Consider the following 23808-nt stretch of genomic DNA (forward strand, 5'->3'; position numbering starts at 1 on the left):
TATGTACACGAACAGAACAGCGGGGGTGCCGCTCCATGATGCGTCTGTCCCCGGCCGCCTTGTCCAATCCATTGTGCGAGGTGCGGGACGCCACATTCATCCCTGTCTCACGGTGCGAACGTTTCCGGCTGCCCCGGCGTCCTAGGGGAAACACGGGAGAGCCAGGGGGAGGGGCATTGCTGCGCAGAAGAACGCGCCGCGCGGAGGCGGCCGATCCGCTGGATGCCGCGCAGGAGGACCGGGTGCGGGCCGTCCTGTCGCTGGGCGGGGTACCGCACGGCGACCTTCAGGACGGCGTGCAGCAGGTGCGCCTGCGGCTGCTGGAACGGGCCGCGCGGGGTGACGAGGCGCCGCGCGACGTGTCGGCGTGGGCCGCCGTCGTCGCCTCGAACCTCGCGATGGACTGGCACCGGGCCCGCCGCCGCCAGGAACGGCTCGGCGAGCGCCTCGCCTCCCTGCGCCAGGAGCAGCGAGCGGAGGACGGCGCCGAGTCGCGGGTCCTCTCGCTGGCCGTGGCGCAGGGACTGGACGAGCTCCCGGACACCCAGCGCCAGGTCGTCGTCCTGCGGTTCTACGCGGATCTCCCGGTGCGGGCGATAGCCGAGGAGCTGGGCATACCGGAGGGCACGGTCAAGAGCAGGCTGCACACGGCGGTACGGATGCTGCGGGCGCGGCTGCGCGAAGGGGAGGTGGTGTGACATGGAGCACGAGGACCGCGCGCTGATGCTGGCGCTCACGGGGGAGCCGCTGCCCCAGGAGGACGCGGCCGACCCCGCGGTGGTGGCCGCGCACGCGGCGGCGGAGGCCGACGTCGCGCTGCTCGCGGAGCAGGTGCGGGGGATCGGGGACGCGCTCGCCGCGCGGGCGAAGCCGAGGCCGGAGCCGGCACCGGCACCGGCACCCCCACCGGCACCGGAGCTTGTGCCGACTCCCGAGCCTGCGCCGGCTCCCGGGCCCGGGCCGGCTCCCGAGTCCGCGCCGGTGAAGCCGCTCGCGCCCGTGACCGTGTTTCCGATGCGGCCGGGTCTCCGGCCCCTGGTCGTCGCGGTCAAGACGCTCGCCGCGGTGTGCGCCGTGGGGATGCTGGGCGGGCTCGCGTGGCTCGCGATCGACGGAGGCGCCGGGGTGAGCGAATCCGCGAGCGACAAGTCCGCGGGCGACGCCAAGGCCGGCGCCAAGGGAAAGAGCGGCGAGGAGGGCGGGGACGTCACCCCGGAGGGCTTCGTGGCGTGCTCGCGGCTCATCGTCGAGGGCACCGTCGTCCGCGTCGAGCCCGTGCACGGCGCGGAACGCGACACGATCACGCTGACCGTGACTCGCTACTACAAGCCTGCCAAGGGGCCGGAGAAGGTCACCTTCCGGATGGATCACGACGTCGACCCGCGCCTGAAGCCGGGCGACCGCACGCTGATCAGCATTCCCAAGGGCGAGCAGTACCCGGACAACTGGGCCACGAAGGCCAAGGACCGCGCGTCCCTGCGCGACATGGTCGTCAACGCGCTGCCCGGCTCCCGCTCCCTGAAGTGCTCGAAGGCCCCCGGCCCGGGCGTGTGACAGCTCGTACGAACGGGAGGGCGAAGGGAAGGACGGGAAGGGAACGGCAAAGGGCGGGCGCCCCTCAGGACGCCCGCCCCCGCCGTTACCGGACTACCGGCTCACACCGTTACGGCGTGACCTTCTCGATCTTCACGCTGCCGAGCCCGGCGACCGTGCCGCGCCCGTTCAGGAGCTGCACCTCGCCGAAGAACTCGCGGCCCTCCGGCGCGGCCGCCGCGGCGACGACCTCGGCGGTGACCTGGGTCGTGTCGCCGTTGCCGAGCTTCACGGACTTCGCCTCGTCGACCTTGACCTGGCCGAGCGTCGGGGAGAAGAACACGTCGCGGTAGTCGTAGTCCGTCGAACCGGACGGGACCGAGTAGCCCACGACCTCGACGGTGTACGTGCCGGCGGCCGGCTTGCTGATGCTGACGGCCTCCTCGGAGTCGCCGTCGGCGGACTGCCCGACCTGGTTGCCGTCCTGGTCGTAGACCGTCAGGTCCAGGTCGGCGGCGTTGTCGGAGACGCCGCCGATGGCGACGTCCAGACGCTCGGCGCCCTCGGGCACGACGACCGTGCTGGTCTGCGTGTCACCCTCCTTGATGGCCGGGCGCGCGGTCTTCGACGAGCCGAGCGGACCGCCCTTCAGCTTGCCGTCGAGCGCGGCGAACTTGTTCGTCACCTTCCAGGAGACGGCGGCCGGGGTGCCGACCTTGGCCTCGGGGACGGTCTGCACGGCCGGGTCGAAGGCCGCGCCGAGCACGGCGACGTCCAGCTTGTACGGGTTGTCGAGCTGCGGCGACGTACGGCGCGCCTCGACCTCGATCTCCCAGACGCCGGCCTGCGGGTCCGCGTACGAACGCAGGTCGGGGCGGCAGACGTTGTCCGGGTTGTAGTTCGGGTAGCAGCTCGGGGTCGACGTGTCGTCGACCGGGACGCCGTACGGGTGGATCGAGATGAAGCGGGTCTGGCTCTTGTCCTTCAGACCACCCATCGCGACCTCGAGGGACTTCGCGCCCTCGGGGACCGTCAGGAAGTACGACTTCGTGCTGTTGCGCTGCACGGAGCCGGAGTCCGAGAACGTGTAGGACGGCTTCGCGAGCGGCGTCGCGACGACGACGGTCGCCATGACCTGCTGGTCGACGCCCTCGGTGCGCGGGTCGTCCACCTCAAGGATGGCGCTGCGCAGACCGGCGCTCTTCGGCGCGGCCTGCACCTTGACGGTGACCGGCTTGTTCAGCGGCAGCGAGACGGTGTCGTCGCCGAGGATGCGGAACGTGGAGCCCGAGTTGTTCTTGAGGGACAGCTCGTGGCGGACCGCGCGGTCAGAGCCCGACGTGCGCGTGACGGTGACGTCGTAGGTCTTCTTCTGGCCGGCCTTGAGGCCGCCCTCGCGGTCGTAGATGCCGGTGCCGAAGCCCGGGTCCAGGAGCGCGTAGTCGATCGCGGTGTCGACCGGGGCCTTCACCGTGTAGGTGTGGGCGCCCGCGCCGCGCTTGATGGACTTCCACGCGTCGACGATGTCGATGAGGCCGGAGCCCTCGGCGTACGCCTGCTCGCCGCTGATGTGCTTCGCGGTCGAGGTGAGCGCCGTGCGCAGCTTCGCCGGGGTGAGCGCGATGTGCTTCTGCTTGGCGGCGGAGAGCAGCAGGGCCGAGGCGCCCGCGGCCTGCGGGGAGGCCATCGAGGTGCCCTGGAGCATCGAGTAGCCGGCCGGCAGGCTGTAGCCCGCCTCGGCGACCGGGGAGCCCGGCAGCCAGGTCTGCGTCGTGTTGATCGCGGCGCCGGGCGCGGTGATGGTCGGCGTGAAGCCGCCGTCCTCACGCGGGCCGCGCGACGAGAACGGCATCATGGCGTAGGACTTCGTCACGCCCGAGCCGTAGTTGGACGCCCAGGTCTCCTTGGAGATGGAGGCGCCGACGGAGATGACCTTGTCGGCGAGGCCGGGGTCGCCGATGGTGTTGGCGCCGGGGCCGGAGTTGCCCGCCGAGATCACGAGCTGGACGCCGTAGTCGTCGATGAGGCGCTTGTAGAGCAAGGAGCGCGCGTTGTTGCCGTCGTTGAGGGCGGGCAGGCCGCCGATCGACATGTTGACGATGTCGACGCCGCGCTTGGTGACGAGGTCGACCATGCCCTCGGTGAGCGCGACGTTGGTGCAGCCGCCGGACCAGGTGCAGGCGCGCGAGGAGACGATCTTCGCGCCGGGCGCGGCACCGCTCATCTTCCCGCCGAACAGGCCGTTGGCGGAGGTGATGCCCGCGACGTGCGTGCCGTGCTCGGACTCGATGACGCCGATGTTGACGAAGTCGGCCTTCTTGCCGGTCCAGTCGCCGCCCAGCGGGTCCATCGGGACGTCCTTGCGGATCTCCACGACGAACGGGATCCGCTCGACGACGTCGGTCGCCGGGTTGTCCTTGCCGAAGTACCCGATCTGGTAGCCGTCCTTGTACGGCTTCATCGGGGTGTCGTCGGTGAAGTCGGCGTTGTCGTTCAGGTCGACGGTGACCGTGCCGGCCTTGGCGTCGTAGAGGACGGCCCAGGAGTCGGTGGTGTCGCCGTCGCGGTTCAGGTCGCCCTTGGCGTCGCCGCCGGTGGTGGCGGACTCCTTGAACGTCGAGACCTGGTACGAGCCGGCCGCGGCCTTGAAGGTCCGGCCGCCGAACGTGAACGTCGGCCCGGACACGTTCGTGACCATCGCGCGCCAGGTGGCGTCGCCGTCGACGAGCGGGTCGGTCGAGGTGACCCAGTCGACGATCTTGCGCTCGCCGGTGGTGGTCTTCTGGAGCGCCGGGTGGCCGAGGTCCACACCGGAGTCGAGGATGCCGATCGTGACGCCGCGGCCGTCGGCCTTCGGGTTGTCCTTCACGAAGTCGACGGCGCCCGTCTCGAAGGACGGGTTGTACGGGTTCTTCGACGGGGTGTTCTTGCCGGGCGCGGCGTAGGAGCCTTCGGCGCCCTTCGAGCCCTTGGCGGTGTCGCCGGCCGGGGTCGGGTCGTCGAGCTCGATCTCGTGGCGCAGGTCGATGCCCTGCACGGAGGAGAGCTTCTCGGCCGCCTTGATCGCGGCGTCCGCCTTGGCGGTCGGCACGGTGGCACGGACGTAGCCGAGCTTGTCGTAGGTCCGGCCGACCGAGCCGCCCTTGACGGCGTCGAGCTGGTGCGCGACCTGCTCGGTCGCGCCGGGCGCGGTCGCGACCATCATGGTCACGTTCTTGTCGCCGGCCGCCTCGGCCTGGTCGAGGAGCTGTGCGTCGGACGAACCGAGCTTGTCACCGGCCGACTTGACGGGTGCGTCGGTCGACGGAGTGGTGTCCGCGTCCGCGGAGTAGGCCAGGGGTATCGGCCCGGCGGCGGTGAGCGCTGCGACGAGGCCGGCGGCGGCCGCGAGCCGGGCCGCCCGTCTCGCTCCGGATATCGGTGCGCGCTGGGGATCGAGGGTCATCAGCATCCCTGTACGTAAAGGTCGGAAAGGGTCCGGAATTCGGTGCCGGATGACCGGTCAGCTTTACGTAAGTGGCGCCTGTTTGGGGAGAGTTGCCCGTGACGTGATCAGGTCATGGCGTACTTCCGCCATACGTCATCGCGGACAAAGCGGGGCGTTCAGGGAATCGCGCACGGCGGGGTGTGGCGCACACGCCCCGTGAGGAGAGCCGCCCGCCGCGTCATCGACCCGCACGTTCACCACCCCGACCCGCCGTGGACCGCATAACGTCACCGTGTGCACAGGGAACTGAGGGTCGCGGCCTACGCAGTCTGCGTACGGGACGGGCAGGTGCTGCTCGCCCGCTGGGTGGCCGGCGACGGCACCAGACGCTGGACGCTGCCCGGAGGAGGCATGGACCACGGCGAGGACCCGTACGACACCGTGATCCGCGAACTCGACGAGGAGACCGGCTACGTGGTCGAACCCGGCACTCTCCTCGGCGTCCACTCCGTCCTGCGCCGATACCCGCGCAAGCTCGGCGCCGTCGCCGACTTCCACGGCCTGCGCCTCGTCTACGAGGGCCGGATCACCGGCGGCGAACTGCGCCACGAAGTGAACGGCTCCACCGACATGGCCGCCTGGCACGCCCTCGACGACGTGCCCCGTCTCGCCCGCGTCGAACTCGTCGACGTGGGTCTCGAACTGTGGCGCGAGCGGCCCGCCGCGGGCCACGTCTTCCCCGAAAAGTGAACATGGAGTGACCGGCTCCCCTCCGGCACAAGAGGCGTTCATGGCCGCGCAGGGTGGTCGGTGATCCACGTGGCGTGATCGGCGTTGCCCGTTGCCGCCGCGTTAACGCGCAGGTCATCCCCGATGTCAACGATCCAGTACGAGCGGGTAGTTCTGCCACGGCGAGCGCCCCGCGACCACTGCCGACGCGTTAGCACTCGGGGAGACCGCGCCATGCCGCGCATACGCTCTGTCGCCGACACCGCTGCATCAGCCACCGCCGCCAAGGCCGCCTCCATCGCCTCGGCACTCGACCGCCGCACCTTCCTCGCCGCGTCCGGAGCCGTCTCCCTGACGGCCGGCATCGGCTACGCACTCGGCCCCGGCTCGGGCAGCGCGGCCGCGGGCCCCGCGTCCTCGGGGCCGGTCCCGGCCGCCGTCTCCCGCCGGGCGCCCGCCGCGCCGCTCGCGCCCTACACGCGTGGCACCACTCTCGGATCCGTCGCCGCGGCCCCGGCCGGCGCGGGCTACCGGCGCCTCGGTGACGGCCCCGCCTGGCAGCGCGTCGTCCGCGGCGACCTCGCGTCCGCCAAGTCCGGACGTGAGGGCCGCCGCACCGCGCTCGCCGCGTTCGTCCAGTTCACCGACCTGCACCTGGTCGACGTACAGCACCCCCTGCGCTACGAGTACCTGCGCTCGCAGACCGCAAGCGCCTGGCGCCCCCAGGAGTCCCTGTCCGTCGCCGGGGCGGTCTCCCTCGTGGAGCGGGTCAACGCGCTGCGCGGGGCGCCCGTCACCGCGTCACCCCTGCACTTCGTCATGACGACCGGCGACAACACGGACAACAACGCCAAGTCGGAGCTGGACTGGTTCCTGAAGGCGATGAGCGGCGGGCGCATCACCCCGAACACCGGCGACCCGCGCCGCTACGAAGGCGTGCAGGACAGTGGCCTCAAGCTGTACTGGCACCCGGACGCCGCCCTGCGCGACGCCGACAAGCAGCTCGGCTTCCCCCGCATCCACGGCTTCCTGGACGCCGCGATCGGTGAGCTGCGCAGCCCGGGCCTCAACCTGCCCTGGTACTCGACCGTCGGCAACCACGACGCGCTGCCCGGCGGCTGCTACGCGCCCGGCGACTCCTTCTTCGCCGAATTCGCGGTGGGCGGGCGCAAGCTCATGGAGCTGCCGGACTCCGCAGGCAAGGCGATCTGGGACAACGTGAAGAACGGCGGCGACCCCAAGGGCCACGGCTTCAGGGAACTCCTCAAGTCCCAGGCCCGCCACATGCGTTCGGTCACCCCGGACGAGTCCCGCGCCCCCTTCACCCCGGCCGAGTACCTCAAGGCCCACCTCGACCCGGCGCACCTGGGCCCGGGCCCGCACGGCCACGGCTACACGCAGGCCAACGTCGACGCGGGCACCCAGTACTACGCCTTCCGCGTCTCGGACGACATCCTCGGCATCAGCCTCGACACGACGGACCCCGGCGGCCACTACGAGGGCTCCATCGGCACGGCCCAGCTCGACTGGCTGGAGCGCACGCTCAAGGACAACGAGAAGAACGGGGACTCCCACGTCCTCGTCTTCAGCCACCACACCAGCAAGACCATGCGCAACCTCCGCCAGGACCCGCACCACCCCGGCGAGGCCCGGCACGGCGGCGACGAGCTCCTCGCGCTCCTCGGCCGCCACCGGAGCGTCCTGGCCTGGGTCAACGGCCACAGCCACAAGAACGCCATCACCCCGCACGCGGGCCCCGAAGGCCGCTCCTTCTGGGAGATCTCGACCGCGTCCCACGTCGACTTCCCGCAGCTGGCCCGCATCATCGAGATCACCGACAACCACGACGGCACGGTCTCCCTGTTCACCACGCTCATCGAGTCCGCGGCCCCGCACCGCACCGACTTCACCGACCTCAGCCAGACCGGTCTCGCGGCCCTCTACCGCGAACTCTCCTTCAACGCCCCCGGATCCCGCGCCACCCTCTCCGGCACCCCCGGCGACCGCAACACGGAACTCGTCCTGCGCAAGGCCTGAGACGCAGGGTCGAGACGCAAGGCCTGAGAACGGCCTGATCTCGCCCAACCCGATCATGGTCCTCAACCCCTGCCCGTGACACCCGAGTCCCCCAGGTCGACCGCAGCGCACACAGCTGCAGAACATCGGCGAAGGAGACACGGGATGTCAGTGCGTACCGGCCTGGTGGGTGTGGCCGTAGTGGTGTCGGTGACGGCGGGGGCGCTCGCGACCCCCGCTCTCGCCGATGCGCCGGCCAAGGACGGACACGGGGCGACGCAGCAGGCCATGGACGCCGCCGTCGCGGCGGGTGTGCCCGGCGTGACGGGGCAGGCGACGGACAAGTACGGGACCTGGAAGGGCACGTCGGGCCTCGGTGACCTGCGGACGGACACCCCGCGCGGCGACCGGGACCGCTATCGCGTCGGCAGCATCACCAAGACGTTCGTCGCGACGGTCCTCCTCCAGCTGGAGGCCGAGGGCAGGCTGAGCCTGGACGACACCGTCGACCAGTGGCTGCCCGGCGTCGTCACCGGCCACGGCCACGACGGCAGGAAGATCACCGTCCGCCAGCTGCTCAACCACACAAGCGGGATCTACGACGTCACGGCGGACAAGGGCTTTCAGCAGACCGTCTTCTCCCGCGACGGCTTCCTGAAGCACCGCTACGACACCTGGTCACCCGGCGAACTCGTGCAGGTCGCCATGGCCCACAAGCCCGACTTCGCGCCCGGCACGTCCTGGAACTACTCCAACACCAACTACGTGCTGGCCGGCATGGTCGTGAAGGAGGTCACCGGCCACTCCTACGCGGACGAGATCCGCCACCGCATCATCGAGCCCCTCCACCTGCGCGCCACCAGCCTGCCCGGCACCACCGTCACCGTGCCGCGCCCGGCGAGCCGCGCCTACTCCAAGTTCCCCGACGACCCGGACAAGAAGACGTACGACGTCACGGAGCTCAACCCGACCCTCGCCTCGTCGGCCGGCGAGATGATCTCCGACTCGGCGGACCTGAACCGCTTCTACTCGGCGCTCCTCGGCGGCCGGCTGCTGCCCGCCGCGCAGCTCGCCGAGATGAAGAAGACGGTCCCCGTGCCCACGGGGAAGGGCGAGCCCGAGGTCGGCTACGGTCTCGCCCTCATGCGGCAGAAGCTGAGCTGCGGCAAGGAGATCTGGGGCCACAGCGGCGGCATCCACGGCTCCAGTTCGAATGCCGTGACCACACGTGACGGCCGCCACACCCTCGCGTTCAACTTCAACGGCGACTGGACCGGCGACAGCCAGGCCGTCATCGAGGCGGAGTTCTGTCCCAAGTAGCCGACCTGGCCGACTGGTTGAGGGGCCGTGGCCCGGCGGTGTTCAGTGAGGCAGCACCATCACATACGCCGCCGGTTCCCGGTCCACGGATGCCATCAGCGCGGTCCGTACGACCGTCGCCTGCTGTTCGAGGGACTCGCGCAGCTTGCGCGGCGTGATGTGGACGACGGTGATCCCGAGGCGCTCCAGGTGCTCGCGCTTGCGGGCGTACTCGGACCACTCCAGGCCGTCGCTCTCCTCCTGGAGCTCCGGGCGCAGCCCGTGCCGGGGCGCGTTGGGGCCTTCGTTGCTCGAGCGAATCCGAGAGCTTGGGGAAGTGTCCAGCTCCACGGCGACGGCCTGGTCGGGCCAGTACGCGTCGACGCCGCCGAGGTGCGGCCCGCCGGGCAGGCGCAGGTCCACGTTCCACAGCGGGTCGGGCAGGCCGTACTCGCGCACCATCTCGTACATCCGGTCCTCGGCGATGGCGCGCCCCTCGGCGAGCAGCGAGTCCACGGCGTCGATGACGTGCGGGCGGGTGAGGAGCCTGGCCTGGTTCAACTCCCGCACCACGACGGCGGGTTCGCAGTGCCCGTCGCGGACGGCCTCGGTGAGCAGGCGCCGCACCGCCCCCGCATCGTCGAGCTGGGCAACGGCGTCCGCGAGGGCGCGCGGCACCGGCGCCACCGGCACCCCCGAGATCCGCTGTGGCGTCGGCATCCCGTGACTGCGCACGAGGCGCGCGATGCCGGTCGAGCGCAGCCGCCGGGTGCGCGGCACCATGACATCGATCCGGTCGAGGGAGAGCAGCGGGGGAACGGAGACGAAGCGGTGCAGGGCCAGTGCGGCAAGACCCGTGACCATCGCGTTGGCGTACGGGGCCTGGGGCGCGGCCTGCGGGGGGTGCGGCTCGCCGGGGGTGGTCTGCGTGGGCACGGCGACAGCGGTACGGGTCTGGGGGCGGCCCGCGTACAGGAGGACCGCGTGCAGCCGCTCGTCGGGGGTGGGCCGGCCGGGGTGGAGCAGATACACGCCGGGAAGGAGCTGCTGCCAGGGGCCGCCGGGCCGGCACTGCTCGTTCAGGGCCGCGGAGTTGACCCCGTGCGCCTTGAGCTGGGCGGCGCTCAGCACGCGCTGCCGGCCGTCGTCGAGGTGCTGGAGGGGGTGGGGGGACAGCGGGGTGTTGTGGTTCATGACCCGGCCATTCCCGGCGCCGCCCGGGCTCCTAACCCCTGTTACACGCCCGTCGACAAAAAGGGACAAGCCTGCCCTAAAGTACGGGCGTTCGACTGCCGAGAAGGGCAGGTTGGGCGACGGGTTACGGCCGGGAGTTTCCGTGTTCGGTAACTCCCGGCCGTAGCAAGCCTGTTGTTCCCTCCGGGGCTACATCCCGGCTGTCGCGTCGCACGCCTGTGCGCGCAGGGCGCGGGCCAGGTCGTCGCGGGCCTCAAGGACGAGACGGCGCAGCGCGGGCGCCGCGTCCTCGTGTGCCGCCAGCCACGCGTCGGTCGCGTCGAGCGTGCCCTGGGAGTCCTGGAGCGAGGGGAAGAGGCCCTTCACCACGTCCATGCCGATCTGGATGGACCGCTCCTGCCACACGCGCTCGATCGCCGCGAAGTACCGCTCCGCGTACGGCGCGGTCAGCTCGCGCTGCGCCGGCTGCTGGAAGCCCGCGATCGTCGCCTCGACCAGCGCGTTCGACAGCGCGTCCGACTCGACGACCTGCGCCCAGGCCTGCGCCTTCACCGCCGCGGACGGGCGCGCCGCGAGGCAGCGCACCTGGTGCCGCTTGCCGGAGGCGGTGTCGTCGCGCGCCAGCTCCGCGTCGATCACCGACTCGTCGGCCTCGCCCGTGGAGGCGAGCGCATTCACGAACGACCAGCGCAGCTCCTGGTCGACATCGAGCCCGTCGATCTTCGCGGTGCCTTGGAGCAGGCCGCGCAGCAACTGGAGATCGGCCTCGGCGGAGGCGACGGAGGCGAAGAACCGCGCCCACGTCAGCTGGTTCTGGCTGGCCGGCTCGGCGAACCGCAGCTCCCGCAGGGCGCCCTCGGCGAGCTGCCGGCTGCCCTCGGCGCGCCACTCGGGCGCCGCGTAGTGCGTGACCGCCGAGTTCGCCCAGGTGTGCAGCATCTGGAGGACGCCGATGTCGCTCTCGCGCCCGGCGAACCGCAGCACGAGGCCGATGAAGTCACGCGCGGGCATGAGCCCGTCCCGCGTCAGGCTCCACAGCGCCGACCAGCACAGGGCGCGCGCGAGGGGGTCCGTGATGTCACCGAGGTGCTCGCGCAGGGTGGCCAGCGAGTTCTCGTCGAAGCGGATCTTGCAGTAAGTGAGGTCGTCGTCGTTGACCAGGACCAGCTCGGGCGCCTCGGCGCCGGCCAGCTCGTCCAGCACGGTCCGCGGCCCGTCCACATCGACCTCGGCACGCGCGTACCGCACGAGCGCCCCGCTCGCACCGTCACGGTGGTAGAGGCCCACGGCGACGCGGTGCGGCCGCAGCGTGGGGTGCGAATCGGCGGCCTCCTGGATCACGGCCAGCTCGGTGATCCGGCCCTCGGCGCTCAACGTCACCTGCGGGGTGAGGGAGTTGACGCCCGCCGTCTGCAGCCACGCCCGCGACCACGTGGCCATGTCGCGCCCGCTGGTCTCCTCCAGGACGGACAGCAGATCGCCGAGCTGCGTGTTCCCGTACGCGTTCCGCTTGAAGTAGCGCCGCGCGCCTTCGAGGAACGCCTCGCGCCCCACGTAGGCGACGAGCTGCTTCAGGACGCTCGCGCCCTTCGCGTACGTGATCCCGTCGAAGTTGAGCTTGGCGTCCTCCAGGTCGCGGATGTCGGCCGTGACCGGGTGCGTGGAGGGCAGCTGGTCGGCGCGGTACGCCCACGCCTTGCGGTTGTTGGCGAAGGTGATCCAGCCGTTGGCGAAGCGCGTCGCCTCGACCATCGAGAACGTCCCCATGAAGTCAGCGAAGGACTCCTTGAGCCACAGGTCGTCCCACCACTGCATGGTGACGAGGTCGCCGAACCACATGTGCGCCATCTCGTGCAGGATGACGTTCGCGCGCCGCTCGTACGACGCCTGCGTCACCTTGCCGCGGAAGATGAACTCCTCGCGGAACGTGACACAGCCCGGGTTCTCCATCGCGCCGAGGTTGTACTCCGGCACGAACGCCTGGTCGTACTTCCCGAAGGGGTACGGGTAGTCGAAGTGGTCGTGGAAGAAGTCGAGCCCCTGCTTCGTCACCAGGAACACGTCGTCCGCGTCGAAGTGCTTCGCGAGCCCCTTGCGGCACATCGCGCCGAGCGGGATCTCCAGCTTCGTACCGTCCTCGAAGACGCGCTCGTAGGAGTCCGTCACGTAGTGGTACGGGCCCGCGACGATCGCGGTGATGTACGTCGAGATCGGCTTCGTCTCGGCGAACTTCCAGACGTCATCGGCGAGTTCACCGACTCCGTTCGACCAGACCGTCCAGCCCTCGGGCGCCTGCACGCTGAAGCGGTAGGGCGCCTTGAGGTCGGGCTGCTCGAAGCCCGCGTAGACGCGCCGCGAGTCGGCGGGCTCGTACTGCGTGTAGAGGTAGACCTCGCCGTCCTCGGGGTCGACGAAGCGGTGCATGCCCTCGCCGGTGCGGCTGTAGGCGCACTGGGCGTCGACCACCAGCTCGTTCTCGGCGGCCAGGCCGTCGAGCGCGATCCGCGTCCCGTCGAAGACGGCCGCCGTGTCGAGGTCCTCGCCGTTCAGCGTCACCGCGTTCACGGACGGTGCGATCAGGTCCACGAAGGTCGCGGCGCCGGGCTCGGTGGCCCGGAACCGGATCGTCGTCACCGAGCGGAACGTCCGGGGACCCTCGCCCTCGGTCTCGCCGATCGCGGACCGCAGATCGAGCTGGACCTCGTACCCGTCGACGGACAGCAGGCCCGCCCGCTCGCGGGCCTCGTCGCGGGAAAGATTCTCTCCGGGCACGGGCGGCACTCCCTTGTGACTCGACTGGCTGCACTTGTGGTGCGAACAGGACCGATCCTGCCATGTGCCCCTGACGGCTGACAGCCGGGAATGGGACGCCGGCGCGGGACGTTGGCGAGGAGAGTCAACGCCACGGAAACATGAGGAGAACCATGTCCGAGAAGACCCCCGTCGACTTCTGGTTCGACCCCCTGTGCCCCTGGGCCTGGATGACCTCACGGTGGGTCCTCGAAGTGGAGAAGGTCCGTGACATAAAGGTCAGGTGGCACCTGATGAGCCTCGCCGTCCTGAACGAGGACAAGCTCGACGACCTGCCCGACGACTACCGCGAGCTCCTTGAGACGAAGGCATGGGGCCCGGTCCGCGTCGTCATCGCGGCGCAGGAGGAGCACGGCGCGGAGGTCCTCGGCGACCTCTACACCGCGCTCGGCACGCGCATCCACAACGGCGGCGAGGGCCCCACGAAGGAGGCCGTCGCCGCAGCCCTGGAGGAGGTCGGCCTGCCCGCCTCCCTCCTCGACCACTGGGACGGCACGAAGTACGAGCCCGAACTGCGCGCCTCCCACAAGGAGGGCATCGACAAGGTCGGCCAGGACGTCGGCACGCCCGTCATCGCCGTACCCGGCGCGGACGGCGAGCAGATCGCGTTCTTCGGCCCGGTCGTCACCCCGGCCCCCAAGGGCGAGGAGGCCGCGAGGCTCTGGGACGGCACGCTCCTGGTCGCCTCGGTCCCCGGCTTCTACGAGATCAAGCGCACGCGGACGCAGGGGCCGGTCTTCGACTGAGGTCAGTCCGGCTCGGGGATGCGGATATGAAGGTCGCGGCTGCCCACGCACTGCTTGAAGCCGGTGCGGACGTGCCGGCAGCCGGGGGCCTCGCACATCACGCAGTCGTCCACGTTGTTCCTCACGAGGCGATTCTTGAGCCAGTCCTTCTCGTCCCGCGTCAGCGAGCGATGCGATTCCCGGGAGTCGCAGGTGTGACACGGCAGCTTTGACATGCCGACACGATCCCCCGGAAGCGCCCGTACCGAAAGACCCCCGCGAGTCATGTCCTCGCGGGGGTCCTTCCTCTATCCGCCCGCCGTCGCGAAGGTTGAGAAGACGATCACGAGGCGGGACGCTTCAGCGGCTCAGGGGGCGAGCAGCAGATTGAACGCCCGGTCCTTCGCGGCCGCGTACCGCTTGGCGACGTCCTGCCAGTTGACGACGCGCCACATGGCCTCGATGAAGTCGACCTTCTGGTTCTTGTACTGGAGATAGAACGCGTGCTCCCACGCGTCGAAGACCAGGATCGGGACCGAGCCCTGGCCGACGTTGCCCTGGTGGTCGTAGATCTGCTCGACGATCAGGCGCCCGCTCACCGGCTCGTACGCGAGGACGCCCCAGCCGGATCCCTGCGTCGTCGCGGCGGCCTTGGTCAGCTGGGCCTTGAACCCGGCGAAGGAGCCGAAGGAGGCGGTGATGGCGTCCGCGAGGTCGCCCACGCCGTCCGTGGCCAGCGGCTCGCCGCCGCCGTCGCCGGTCATGTTGTGCCAGTAGATGCTGTGCAGGATGTGGCCCGAGAGATGGAACGCGAGGTTCTTCTCCAGGCCGTTGATGGCGCCCCACGACTCCTTGTCGCGGGCCTCCTCCAGCTGCTCCAGGGTGTCGTTCGCCCCCTTCACATACGCCGCGTGGTGCTTGTCGTGGTGGAGCTCGATGATCTGCGGGTTGATGACCGGTTCGAGCGCCGCGTAGTCGTACGGAAGTTCAGGGAGCGTGTAAATGGCCATGTCCGAGTCCTCCGAGCTGCGTACTGCAGAGCTTATTGCAAGTAATGTGCAAGTGCAGGCTAACAGCAGTAGTCGGTGGTGCAACGCGAAGGACCCCCGGGCCAGATGGCCCGGGGGTCCTCGGTGAGCTGAGCGGAGTCAGGCGGCGGTCGCCGCCCGCGACTCCGCCCTCTTCTGGCGTACGTAGCCGACGATCGCGAGCACGATGGTCAGGCCGCCCGTGTAGTACAGCTGCACGCGCGTGTCGTGCTCACGGGCCATCAGGACGAAGACGACGACCATCGCGACGAGCGCCAGGACCGTGAGGTACGGGTACGCCCACATCTTCACGACGAGCTTCTCCGGGGCCTCGCGCTCCAGCTTGCGGCGCAGCAGCAGCTGCGAGATGGCGATGAAGAACCAGACGACGAGGATGATCGCGCCGATGGTGTTGAGCAACCAGGCGAAGACGTCGTCCGGGCGCCAGTAGCTGAGCAGGACGCAGACGAAGCCGAAGGCGGCGGAGATCAGGACCGCGACGCGCGGCACACCGCCGGTGACCTTGCCGATCGCCTTCGGGCCCATGCCGCGGGCGACCAGCGAACTGGCCATGCGGGAGGCGCCGTAGATGTTGGCGTTCATGGCGGACAGCAGGGCGATGAGGACGACCACGTTCATGATCTGGCCGGCGCCCGGGATGCCCAGGTGGTCGAGCGTGGCGACGTACGGGCCCTTGGTCGGGATCTCCTTCGCCGTCCACGGCAGCAGGACCACGACGACGGCCATCGAGCCGACGTAGAAGAGCGCGATGCGCCACATCGCCGTACGGACCGCCCTCGCGACACCCTGCACCGGGTGCTCGGACTCGGCCGCGGCGATGGTGACGGTCTCCAGACCGCCGTACGCGAAGACCGAGGCGAGCAGGCCGACGATCAGTCCCTCCGTGCCGTTGGGCATGAAGCCGCCGTGGCCTGTGAGGTTGTCCATGCCGGGCGCGGAGACGTCGGGCAGGACGCCGAGGATCGCCAGTACGCCGATGACGAGGAAGAGCACGATCGCGCCGACCTTGAGCGTCGCGAACCAGAACTCGAACTCGCCGAAGTTCTTCACGGCCGCGAGGTTCGTGCCGGTGAACAGCAGCATGAACAGCGCGACCAGCGCCCACTCGGGCACGCCCGGCAGCCACCCGTGCACGATGCCCGCCGCGCCGATCCCCTCCAGCCCCACCGCCACGCAGAGCAGGAACCAGAACGCCCAGCCCGCCGTGAAGCCCGCCCAGGGGCCGATGGCCCGCTCGGAGTGCACGGAGAAGGAACCCGAGGCGGGATACGCGGCCGACATCTCGCCGAGCATGCGCATCACGAGCATCACGAGCGCGCCCGAGATCGCGTAGGCGAGGATGATCGACGGGCCGGCGGCCGCGATGGCGGTTCCGGAGCCCACGAAGAGGCCGGCGCCGATCACACCGCCGAGCGCGATCATGGAGAGATGGCGCTGCTTGAGACCGCGCGACAGCGACGGCTCGGCCGGCGACTGATCGATCGGCTGCGCGTCGACCGGCGACTGCGCGGACGTCCGAGACATGGATGTGCCCTGTTCATTAGCTGAGACGGGGAAAGGCCCACAGTCTGAGCAGCGGCACCGGCTACAGGGAACAGCTGACCGGTATACGGACACGACGCTCACACATCGTGAAGGTTCAGGCACGCCGTGCGCGCAGTTCCCGCACTCCCGCGACGGCCACGACGAGCGCGGTCGCGCCGGTCGACCACAGGAGCTGCGGACGCGCCGTGTCGTCGGTCAGCATCAGCCCGATGACGGCCGCCATCGCGGCGAGCGTCACCCACGTCAGCCACGGGAACCCCCACATCCGCAGCACGAGCCGCTCGGGCGCCTCCCGCTCGACGAGCCGCCGCAGCCGCAGCTGCGACGCCGCGATCAGCGCCCACACGAACAGCAGCACCGCGCCGACCGAGTTGAGCATGTAGAGAAAGACGGACTCCGGCCACTCCAGATTGAGCAGCACCGACACGAAGCCGAACGCGACCGACGCGAGCACGGCCCGGCGCGGCACGCCCCCGCCGCTCACCTTCAGCAGCGAGCGGGGCGCCTCACCGCGCTCGGCCAGCGAGAACACCATGCGCGAGGAGCCGTAGAGGTTCGCGTTCAGCGCCGAGAGCAGCGCCACGAACACCACGATGTTCATGATCTGGCCCGCGGACGGCACTCCGATCGCGTCGAGGACGGTGACGTACGGGCTGATGCCCGCCTTCTGTGCCGTCCACGGCAGCACCGTCACGATGACCAGCATCGAGCCGACATAGAAGAACAGGATGCGGAAGACCGCGCTGCGCACCGCCCGCGAGACCGCGCGTACCGGGTCGTCGGACTCGGCGGCAGCGATCGTGACGACCTCCAGGCCGCCGAACGCGAACACGACGGCGAGCACACCGGAGATGACGCCCTGCCAGCCGTGCGGCAGGAAGCCGCCGTCCTGCCCGGTGAGGTTGGTGAAGCCGACCGGGTCCCCAGAAGGATTGGACGCAGCAGGCAGCAGCCCGAAGACCGCGAGCGTGCCGAGGACCAGGAACGCGACGATCGCGAACACCTTCAGGGCGGCGAACCAGAACTCGAACTCACCGAAGTTCTTCACGGCCGCCAGGTTCGCCCCGGTGAAGACCACCATGAACACCAGCACCCAGGCCCACTGAGGTACGCCCGGCGCCCAGCCGTTGGCGATCTGCGCCGCGCCCGTCGCCTCCACGGCGAGGACGACGACGAGCAGGAACCAGTAGAGCCAGCCGACGCTGAACCCGGCCCAGCGGCCGAGCGCCCGCTCCGCGTGCACGGAGAACGAACCCGACGCCGGCATCGCCGCAGACATCTCGCCCAGCATGCGCATCACACACATCGCGAGCGTGCCCGCGATCAGATACGAGACGACGATGCCGGGCCCTGCGACCGCGATCCCGGCGCCCGAGCCGACGAAGAGCCCCGCCCCGATCACGCCGCCGAGGCCCAGCATCGTCAGATGCCGTTGCTTGAGTCCGCCTCCGAGCGGTTCCGGTCCGGACGGGAGCTGGTCGTGCATCGGCGGTTCAGACTGCTTTCGGGGCTCGCGTGGGTTTGGCGGGAACCTACAGTCTCCCCGGCGGCCGACCCTGCGCGCAAAACGGCCCGTTTCGGCGCTGGCCTCAGTGACGAGCATCACGCCAAGTCGCGCATGAGTGAGGCCCTTTGTGAGGAGCCCACCAACACCCGCCGTCACCCTTTGTCGAGCAGTGACCGTGATCGGGGATCGGCCCCTGGGATAGCGTCACGGTGTCCCAACCTGCCCTCACCCCCGCGGAGTCCCGATGAGTACGGCTGCCGTCTCCACCCGCCCCGGCAAGGTCCTGGCCGACCTGCTCCCCGCTTCGCGCACCCGCGACATCGCGCTCGTGCTCGGCGGCGCCGCCCTCACCGGCGTAGCGGCCCAGATCGCCGTGCCCGTGCCGGGCTCCCCGGTCCCGGTCACCGGGCAGACCTTCGCCGCGCTCCTCGTCGGCACCGCGCTCGGCGCCCGCCGCGGCTTCCTCTCCCTCGCCGTGTACGCGCTCGTCGGCATGGCCGGCATGCCGTGGTTCGCCCAGGGCACCTCCGGTGCGGGCGGTGCCTCCTTCGGCTACGTCATCGGCATGCTGCTCGCCTCCACCGTCGTCGGCGCGCTCGCCCGGCGTGGCGGCGACCGCTCGGTCCTGCGCACCGCGGGCACGATGGTCCTCGGCTCCGCGATCATCTACGCGGTCGGCGTGCCCTACCTCGCCGCCGCCACCGGCATGACCCTCACGCAGGCCGTCGCCGCGGGCCTCACGCCGTTCCTCATCGGCGACGCGGTGAAGGCGGCCCTGGCGATGGGCGTGCTGCCCACCGCCTGGAAGTTCGCCGACAAGTAGTTCTCGCCACGGGCGCTCGGCGCACGTCGTAGTCCCTCCGGAAGAGGTTCGCCGGGTCGTACGCGGCCTTCACATCGGCGAGCCTCTTCCGCGTCTGTGCGTCGTACAGCCCCTCGGTACGGTCGCCGCCGAGCAGGCCCTGGAAGAGCTCGGGCTCGGCGTCGGCGCAGACCGTGCGAAGGCGTGTGTCCGCCGTGACGACGTCGACAGACCGGACATGATCGGCCGCGTAACCGAACTCCCGCGCCAGGACGCCGAGTCCGCCGCCCAGCGTGTAAGAGACCGCGCCCACGCCCGGCGCCGATACTCCCCCCACTGCCTCAAGGGCGTGGGAGGCACCCCCATTGCGGGGCGAGGCCGTGGGGAGCGGCCGCCTCGACGACCTGCCGCCGGCGCGTCCCCGCCGAGACCCGCACCGTGCGCTCCGCCGTATCCACCACGACCTCGTCCAAGCGCCGCGTGGAGACCAGCACGCCGCCCTCGAAGCCGCCGGGCAGCCCGTGCCCGGTGGCCTGCACGCCGGCCGGCAGTCCGGCACCGGCCGTGTACGCGACAGCGGCCACGACGTCATCGGCGGAGGTTGCCGCGAAGATGACGTCGGGCCGCTGGGCGAAACCGGTCCGGAAACCGGGCGAGTTCCTCGTCGTACCCGGCGTCGCCGGGCCCGCGGGACGAGCTGCTGTGTACGGATGTCGTCGGAGTTCATGCGGCAGACTTCTGCCCGCATCACCTGACACCCGCCGTCAGCTTTCCGCTGACACCTTTCCGGGAGGGCCCGGAAGGGTCAGGCGGAGACCTTCTTCCGCTTCTGCACCTGCTCACGCACGAGCGCGATACCGACCACCAGGGCCGCCACGAGCAGCGACAGGACGACCTGCTCGCGGCCCGCGTCGTCGGTGAGCATGTAGACGAGCACGAACGAGATCATCGCGATCGTGGCCCACGTCAGATACGGGAAGAGCCACATCTTCACGACGAGCTTCTCGGGCTGCTCGCGCAGGATCATGCCGCGCATCTTCAGCTGCGTGAAGCAGATGACGAGCCAGACGAAGAGGGCGACGGCGCCGGAGGAGTTCAGCAGGAAGTTGAAGACGGTGTCCGGCCACTGGTAGTTGAACCAGACGGCGACGAAGCCGAAGACGACGGATCCGAGGATCGCGGCCTGCGGCACACCGTTCTTGCTCGTCTTCGCGAACGCCTTGGGCGCGTCACCGCGCTGGCCGAGCGAGAACGCCATACGGGAAGCGGTGTAGAGCCCGGAGTTCAGGCACGACAGCACGGCCGTCAGCACGATGACGTTCATGACCTGACCGGCGTGGGGGATGCCGATCGAGTTCAGGGCCGCGACGTACGAGCCGTCCTTGGCGATCGACTTGTCGTTCCACGGCAGCAGCGTCAGGACGATGAAGATCGAGCCGAGGTAGAAGACGCCGATACGCCAGATCACGCTGTTCGTGGCCTTGGTGACGGCACGCTGCGGGTCCTCGGACTCGCCGGCGGCCAGCGTGACGATCTCGCTGCCCATGAAGGAGAAGACGACCATGAGGACGCCGGTGAGGATCGACCCGGCGCCGTTGGGCATGAACCCGCCCGCGTCCGTCAGGTGCGAGAACCCTGCACCCGGGTTGTCCGAGCCCGGCAGCACGCCGAACACGGCGAGCAGGCCGATGATCACGAACCCGCCGATCGCGACGACCTTGATGCCCGCGAACCAGAACTCGAACTCGCCGTACGAGGCGACCGAGGCCAGGTTCGTCGCGGTCAGGACGACCATCACGATCAGGGCCCAGCCCCACTGCGGCACGGCCGGTACCCAGCCGTTGAGGATCACCGCGCCGGCGGTGGCCTCGACCGCGAGGACGACGACCCAGAAGAACCAGTACAGCCAGCCGATGGAGAAGCCCGCCCAGCGGCCGAGCGCCTGGTCGGCGTAGGCGGAGAAGGAGCCGGACGAGGGCCGTGCGGCGGCCATCTCGCCGAGCATCCGCATCACCATGACGACCATCAGGCCGACGAGGGCGTACGAGATGAGGATGGCGGGTCCGGCCTTGGCGATGCCCGAGCCGGAGCCGACGAAGAGGCCGGCGCCGATCACGCCGCCGATGGCGATCATCGACAGGTGTCGGTTCTTGAGGCCGGCCTTCAGTTGGTCGGGACCGCTATTTCCGGTCTGACCGCTGTCAGGCTGTGAATCTCCAGGATTGTGGGGCGCCTGGTCGGCCTTCGCAAGGGAGGGTTGCGAGGTCATGGACGAATCCTTAAGTCTCGGGTCACGAGCCCACGCATTCAAACCCAGGGACGTACCGGACGGAAGACCTGACTCCGTATCGTGATTTTCGACTCCGAGACGTTTGCCCGTAAACGAACGGTGACAACGACCCGACCGCGCCGTGCCCGGGTGGGACGTGCCACACTCGGACCCATGCGCGTGTACCTCGGCTCGGATCATGCCGGCTACGAACTCAAGAACCACCTCGTCGAATGGCTCAAGGCCCATGGCCACGAGCCCGTCGACTGCGGGCCCCACATCTATGACGCCCAGGACGACTACCCTCCGTTCTGCCTCCGTGCCGCGGAGCGCACGGCGGCGGACCCGGACGCCCTCGGCGTCGTGATCGGCGGCTCGGGCAACGGCGAGCAGATCGCCGCGAACAAGGTGAAGGGCGTCCGTGCGGCCCTCGCGTGGAGCGAGCAGACCGCCGCGCTCGGCCGCGAGCACAACGACGCGAACGTGGTCTCCATCGGCGGCCGCATGCACACGCAGGAAGAGGCGACGAAGTTCGTCGAGATCTTCCTCTCCACCCCGTACTCGAACGAAGAACGCCACACGCGCCGCATCGAGATGCTGTCGCGCTACGAGGAGACGGGCGAACTCCCCGCAATCCCGCCCCACCACCCGCAGGGCTGATAAACACAGCCCCTCCGGCGTTCGAGGAGCGGGGTCTGGGGCGGAGCCCCAGGTCTCTCGGGAAGGGGCGGGCTGGGGGAGAAAAAATCCCCAACGCCCGCCCCCACCCATCCCGAGGAGAAGGACGACGTGCCAGAGGGCCACACCATCCACCGCCTGGCCCAGGACCACGCGGAGCGCTTCGCAGGCCGCCCACTAGGCGTACGCAGCCCGCAGGGCAAGTTCTCCGACAGCGCCGCACTCCTGGACGGCCTGGTCCTCGACGAAGCAGACGCTCACGCCAAACACCTCTTCCTGGGCTTCGCGGAAACCGGCTGGATCCACATCCACCTGGGCCTCTTCGGCAAGTACACCCTCGGAGAGACCCCGGCCCCGCCCCCCACGGACACCGTCCGGCTGCGCCTGCTGAGCGACACGCACTACTCCGACCTGCGCGGCCCCACGACCTGCGCCCTGATCACGGATGCCGAGAAGCAGGCGATACACGACCGCCTCGGCCCCGACCCGCTCAGGAACGGCGACGACCCGGACCGCGCCTGGCGCCGTATCTCCCGCAGCCGCACCACCGTCGCCGCACTGCTCATGGACCAGAAGGTGATCGGCGGCGTCGGCAATGTCTACCGCGCGGAGGTCCTCTTCCGGCACGGCATCGACCCGTACACCCCGGGCGAGGACCTCACGCCCGACGAGTGGACGGCGATCTGGACGGACCTGGTGGCGCTGATGCGCGAGGGCGTCCGGCACAACCGCATCGACACCGTCCGCCCGGAGCACACCCCCGAGGCGATGGGTCGCCCGCCGCGCGTGGACGACCACGGCGGCGAGGTGTACGTCTACCGGCGGGCCACGATGCCGTGCCATCTGTGCGGCACGGAGATCCGCACGGCGTCACTCGCGGCCCGCAACCTCTTCTGGTGCCCGAGGTGCCAGCCGCCCCGCTGACCGGCGCCCGCCACACCCCGCCCGCTCAGAATCCGTGCGGCAGCCAGGGCGCTACGACAGACCCGAACGCGAGCGCCGCCTCGCCGACCGCGCCAGGACGCAGCTCCCGCACCCGCCCGGCCGCCGCCAGCGCCGCCAGCGACGTGTCGCCGAGGTAGGCCGCCGCCAACTCCCGTACGGACAGGGCGAGATCGGCTGTGTCCTCGCTGTCCCCCGTGCGCTTGCAGGACGCCCCCTTGGTGTCCCCGGTCAGCCGCCACCGCCCCGCGTTCCACGGACAGAACTCGTCCGTCACGTCCAGGACGACGTCGACCGGCGCCTGATACGTGCGGGCCTCCAGCGCGACACCGAGGTCCACGAGCCGTACGTGCAGGGAGTCCCGCAGCCGCACCTGGCACCGCCGGATGTCGCTGACCAGGGAGAACAGCGGATCGTCCACCGGCCGGTTGCGCGCCTGGACGGTCGACGTCAGGTCGATGTCCAGGAGGAAGCGCCACAGCGCCGCGTACGCCGCCGGGTCGAGCGCGTCGATGTGCCGCAGCGTGATCCGGCCCTTGGGCCCGGCCGCGTCCCACTCGGGCTTGTTGTGGAAGCGGACGTAGCCGACCGTCTCGCCGTCACGCTCGGCCAGCACGCACTGCATCGGCGACGCGCCCTCGCGCTCCGACGGCGCGTCGAGCAGCGGCAGCCGCTCCCAGCCGGGCCTACGGGCGAGCATGCCGGGCCGGGTGCCGATCGTGCGCACGTACACGGCCTCGCACTCGGCGGCGGCCTCGGCGACGTCGGCGAACCGCAGCCGTACGTCGTCCGTCCCCGCCGGAGCGTTGATCCGCACCCGCGTCGAGTCGATCTCCACGCTCGCCTGCCGCGTCCCGATCCCGTACCCGAACCGGCCGTAGATCGCGGGCTCGGACGCGGTGAGCACGGCGAGCGGCTCGCCCCAGGACCGTACGTCGTCGAGCTGGCGCCGCATCATCGACGTCAGGACCCCGCGCCGCCTGTCCGTCGCCGCGACGGACACCATCGTGACGCCCGCCGCCGGGACCTGGGCCCCGCCCGGCACCGTCACCCCGAACGTGAACGCCCCCGCCGTCCCCACGCACCGGTCGCCGTCCCAGACGCCGATGGACCGGTCGAACTCGGTGAGGTCGTCCCACAGGGCGCGCTCCTCGGGCGCTTCGGGGACTCCTCCGAAGGCCAGCTCCAGCTTCGCGTACCACTCGTGCCAGTCGTTCTGGCGCAGCACCCGTACGTCCATCGTCATAGGGCATCCCTACCAGGACGCTGCGGACGAAGCGAG

Annotated in this window: 18 protein-coding genes and 1 pseudogene; 9 read left to right on the forward strand and 10 right to left on the reverse strand. The window is 70.3% G+C overall.

From position 1 onward, the window contains the following. The first annotated feature begins 176 nt into the window (after positions 1-176). Together CG723_RS16670 and CG723_RS16675 are read left to right on the forward strand one after the other, a co-directional pair. Entirely contained in the window at positions 177-698 is a 522-nt protein-coding gene (locus CG723_RS16670; protein WP_100594182.1) for a sigma-70 family RNA polymerase sigma factor, read from the forward strand. 1 nt (position 699) lies between these two features. After that, the gene (locus CG723_RS16675; protein ID WP_100594183.1) at positions 700-1554 is read left to right on the forward strand and encodes a hypothetical protein; all 855 of its coding nucleotides are present in this window, start codon (positions 700-702) and stop codon (positions 1552-1554) included. Positions 1555-1663: 109 nt separating this feature from the next. On the opposite strand, the gene CG723_RS16680 is transcribed toward CG723_RS16675, so the two are convergent. Next, on the reverse strand, positions 1664-4978 hold the full coding sequence (locus CG723_RS16680; RefSeq protein ID WP_100594329.1) for a S8 family serine peptidase: 3315 nt from the start codon (positions 4976-4978) through the stop codon (positions 1664-1666). Between the two features lie 276 nt (positions 4979-5254). Between CG723_RS16680 and CG723_RS16685 the strand changes: the two genes are divergently transcribed. The 3 genes from CG723_RS16685 to CG723_RS16695 all read left to right on the forward strand — a co-directional run bounded on the left by CG723_RS16685 (position 5255) and on the right by CG723_RS16695 (position 9025). Further along, the gene (locus CG723_RS16685) at positions 5255-5710 is read left to right on the forward strand and encodes an NUDIX hydrolase (RefSeq protein ID WP_100594184.1); all 456 of its coding nucleotides are present in this window, start codon (positions 5255-5257) and stop codon (positions 5708-5710) included. Positions 5711-5923: 213 nt separating this feature from the next. Further along, positions 5924-7726, forward strand: a complete 1803-nt coding sequence (locus CG723_RS16690; RefSeq protein ID WP_100594185.1) for a TIGR03767 family metallophosphoesterase — start codon at positions 5924-5926, stop codon at positions 7724-7726. Between the two features lie 144 nt (positions 7727-7870). Then, the gene (locus tag CG723_RS16695; protein ID WP_100594186.1) at positions 7871-9025 is read left to right on the forward strand and encodes a serine hydrolase domain-containing protein; all 1155 of its coding nucleotides are present in this window, start codon (positions 7871-7873) and stop codon (positions 9023-9025) included. Positions 9026-9067: 42 nt separating this feature from the next. Here CG723_RS16695 and CG723_RS16700 read toward each other — a convergent pair whose 3' ends face one another. Next, positions 9068-10198, reverse strand: a complete 1131-nt coding sequence (locus CG723_RS16700; RefSeq protein ID WP_100594187.1) for a hypothetical protein — start codon at positions 10196-10198, stop codon at positions 9068-9070. Between the two features lie 189 nt (positions 10199-10387). Beyond that, positions 10388-12970 carry an aminopeptidase N gene (gene pepN / locus CG723_RS16705; protein WP_100594188.1) on the reverse strand — a complete coding sequence of 861 codons (2583 nt, stop codon included), beginning with the start codon at positions 12968-12970 and terminating at the stop codon, positions 10388-10390. A 152-nt stretch (positions 12971-13122) separates the two neighbouring features. Between pepN and CG723_RS16710 the strand changes: the two genes are divergently transcribed. Beyond that, positions 13123-13755 (forward strand): mycothiol-dependent nitroreductase Rv2466c family protein, encoded by a 633-nt coding sequence (locus CG723_RS16710; protein ID WP_199841790.1) that lies wholly within the window; start codon positions 13123-13125, stop codon positions 13753-13755. A 2-nt stretch (positions 13756-13757) separates the two neighbouring features. On the opposite strand, the gene CG723_RS48950 is transcribed toward CG723_RS16710, so the two are convergent. From CG723_RS48950 to CG723_RS16730, 4 genes are all read right to left on the reverse strand, one after another. Continuing rightward, a complete protein-coding gene (locus CG723_RS48950; RefSeq protein WP_324903365.1) occupies positions 13758-13880 on the reverse strand; it encodes a hypothetical protein in 123 nt (40 codons plus the stop codon). Positions 13881-14102: 222 nt separating this feature from the next. After that, positions 14103-14744: a superoxide dismutase gene (locus CG723_RS16720; protein WP_100594191.1), complete on the reverse strand. Its 642-nt coding sequence runs from the start codon at positions 14742-14744 to the stop codon at positions 14103-14105. Between the two features lie 138 nt (positions 14745-14882). Continuing rightward, entirely contained in the window at positions 14883-16307 is a 1425-nt protein-coding gene (locus CG723_RS16725; protein WP_100594192.1) for an amino acid permease, read from the reverse strand. 115 nt (positions 16308-16422) lie between these two features. Then, the gene (locus tag CG723_RS16730; RefSeq protein WP_100594193.1) at positions 16423-17814 is read right to left on the reverse strand and encodes an amino acid permease; all 1392 of its coding nucleotides are present in this window, start codon (positions 17812-17814) and stop codon (positions 16423-16425) included. Positions 17815-18079: 265 nt separating this feature from the next. Between CG723_RS16730 and CG723_RS16735 the strand changes: the two genes are divergently transcribed. Then, positions 18080-18658 (forward strand): biotin transporter BioY, encoded by a 579-nt coding sequence (locus CG723_RS16735; protein WP_100594194.1) that lies wholly within the window; start codon positions 18080-18082, stop codon positions 18656-18658. Here the strand turns inward: CG723_RS16735 and CG723_RS49235 are convergent. Both CG723_RS49235 and CG723_RS16745 read right to left on the reverse strand, forming a co-directional pair. Further along, positions 18600-19321, reverse strand: a pseudogene (locus CG723_RS49235) (FAD-binding protein); the annotation flags it as partial. The gene CG723_RS16735 and the pseudogene CG723_RS49235 sit on opposite strands and share 59 nt — an antisense overlap. Before the next feature lie 121 nt (positions 19322-19442). After that, positions 19443-20906 carry an amino acid permease gene (locus CG723_RS16745; protein WP_100594195.1) on the reverse strand — a complete coding sequence of 488 codons (1464 nt, stop codon included), beginning with the start codon at positions 20904-20906 and terminating at the stop codon, positions 19443-19445. Between the two features lie 174 nt (positions 20907-21080). Between CG723_RS16745 and CG723_RS16750 the strand changes: the two genes are divergently transcribed. Next, complete coding sequence (locus tag CG723_RS16750) at positions 21081-21566, forward strand: ribose-5-phosphate isomerase (RefSeq protein ID WP_100594196.1); 486 nt, start codon at positions 21081-21083, stop codon at positions 21564-21566. Positions 21567-21695: 129 nt separating this feature from the next. Next, positions 21696-22508 carry an Fpg/Nei family DNA glycosylase gene (locus tag CG723_RS16755; protein WP_100594197.1) on the forward strand — a complete coding sequence of 271 codons (813 nt, stop codon included), beginning with the start codon at positions 21696-21698 and terminating at the stop codon, positions 22506-22508. Between the two features lie 25 nt (positions 22509-22533). On the opposite strand, the gene CG723_RS16760 is transcribed toward CG723_RS16755, so the two are convergent. Further along, positions 22534-23772: a GNAT family N-acetyltransferase gene (locus tag CG723_RS16760; protein ID WP_100594198.1), complete on the reverse strand. Its 1239-nt coding sequence runs from the start codon at positions 23770-23772 to the stop codon at positions 22534-22536. Positions 23773-23808 lie beyond the last annotated feature (36 nt).

This window comes from Streptomyces sp. CB01635, from assembly GCF_002803065.1.
GTDB lineage: Bacteria > Actinomycetota > Actinomycetes > Streptomycetales > Streptomycetaceae > Streptomyces.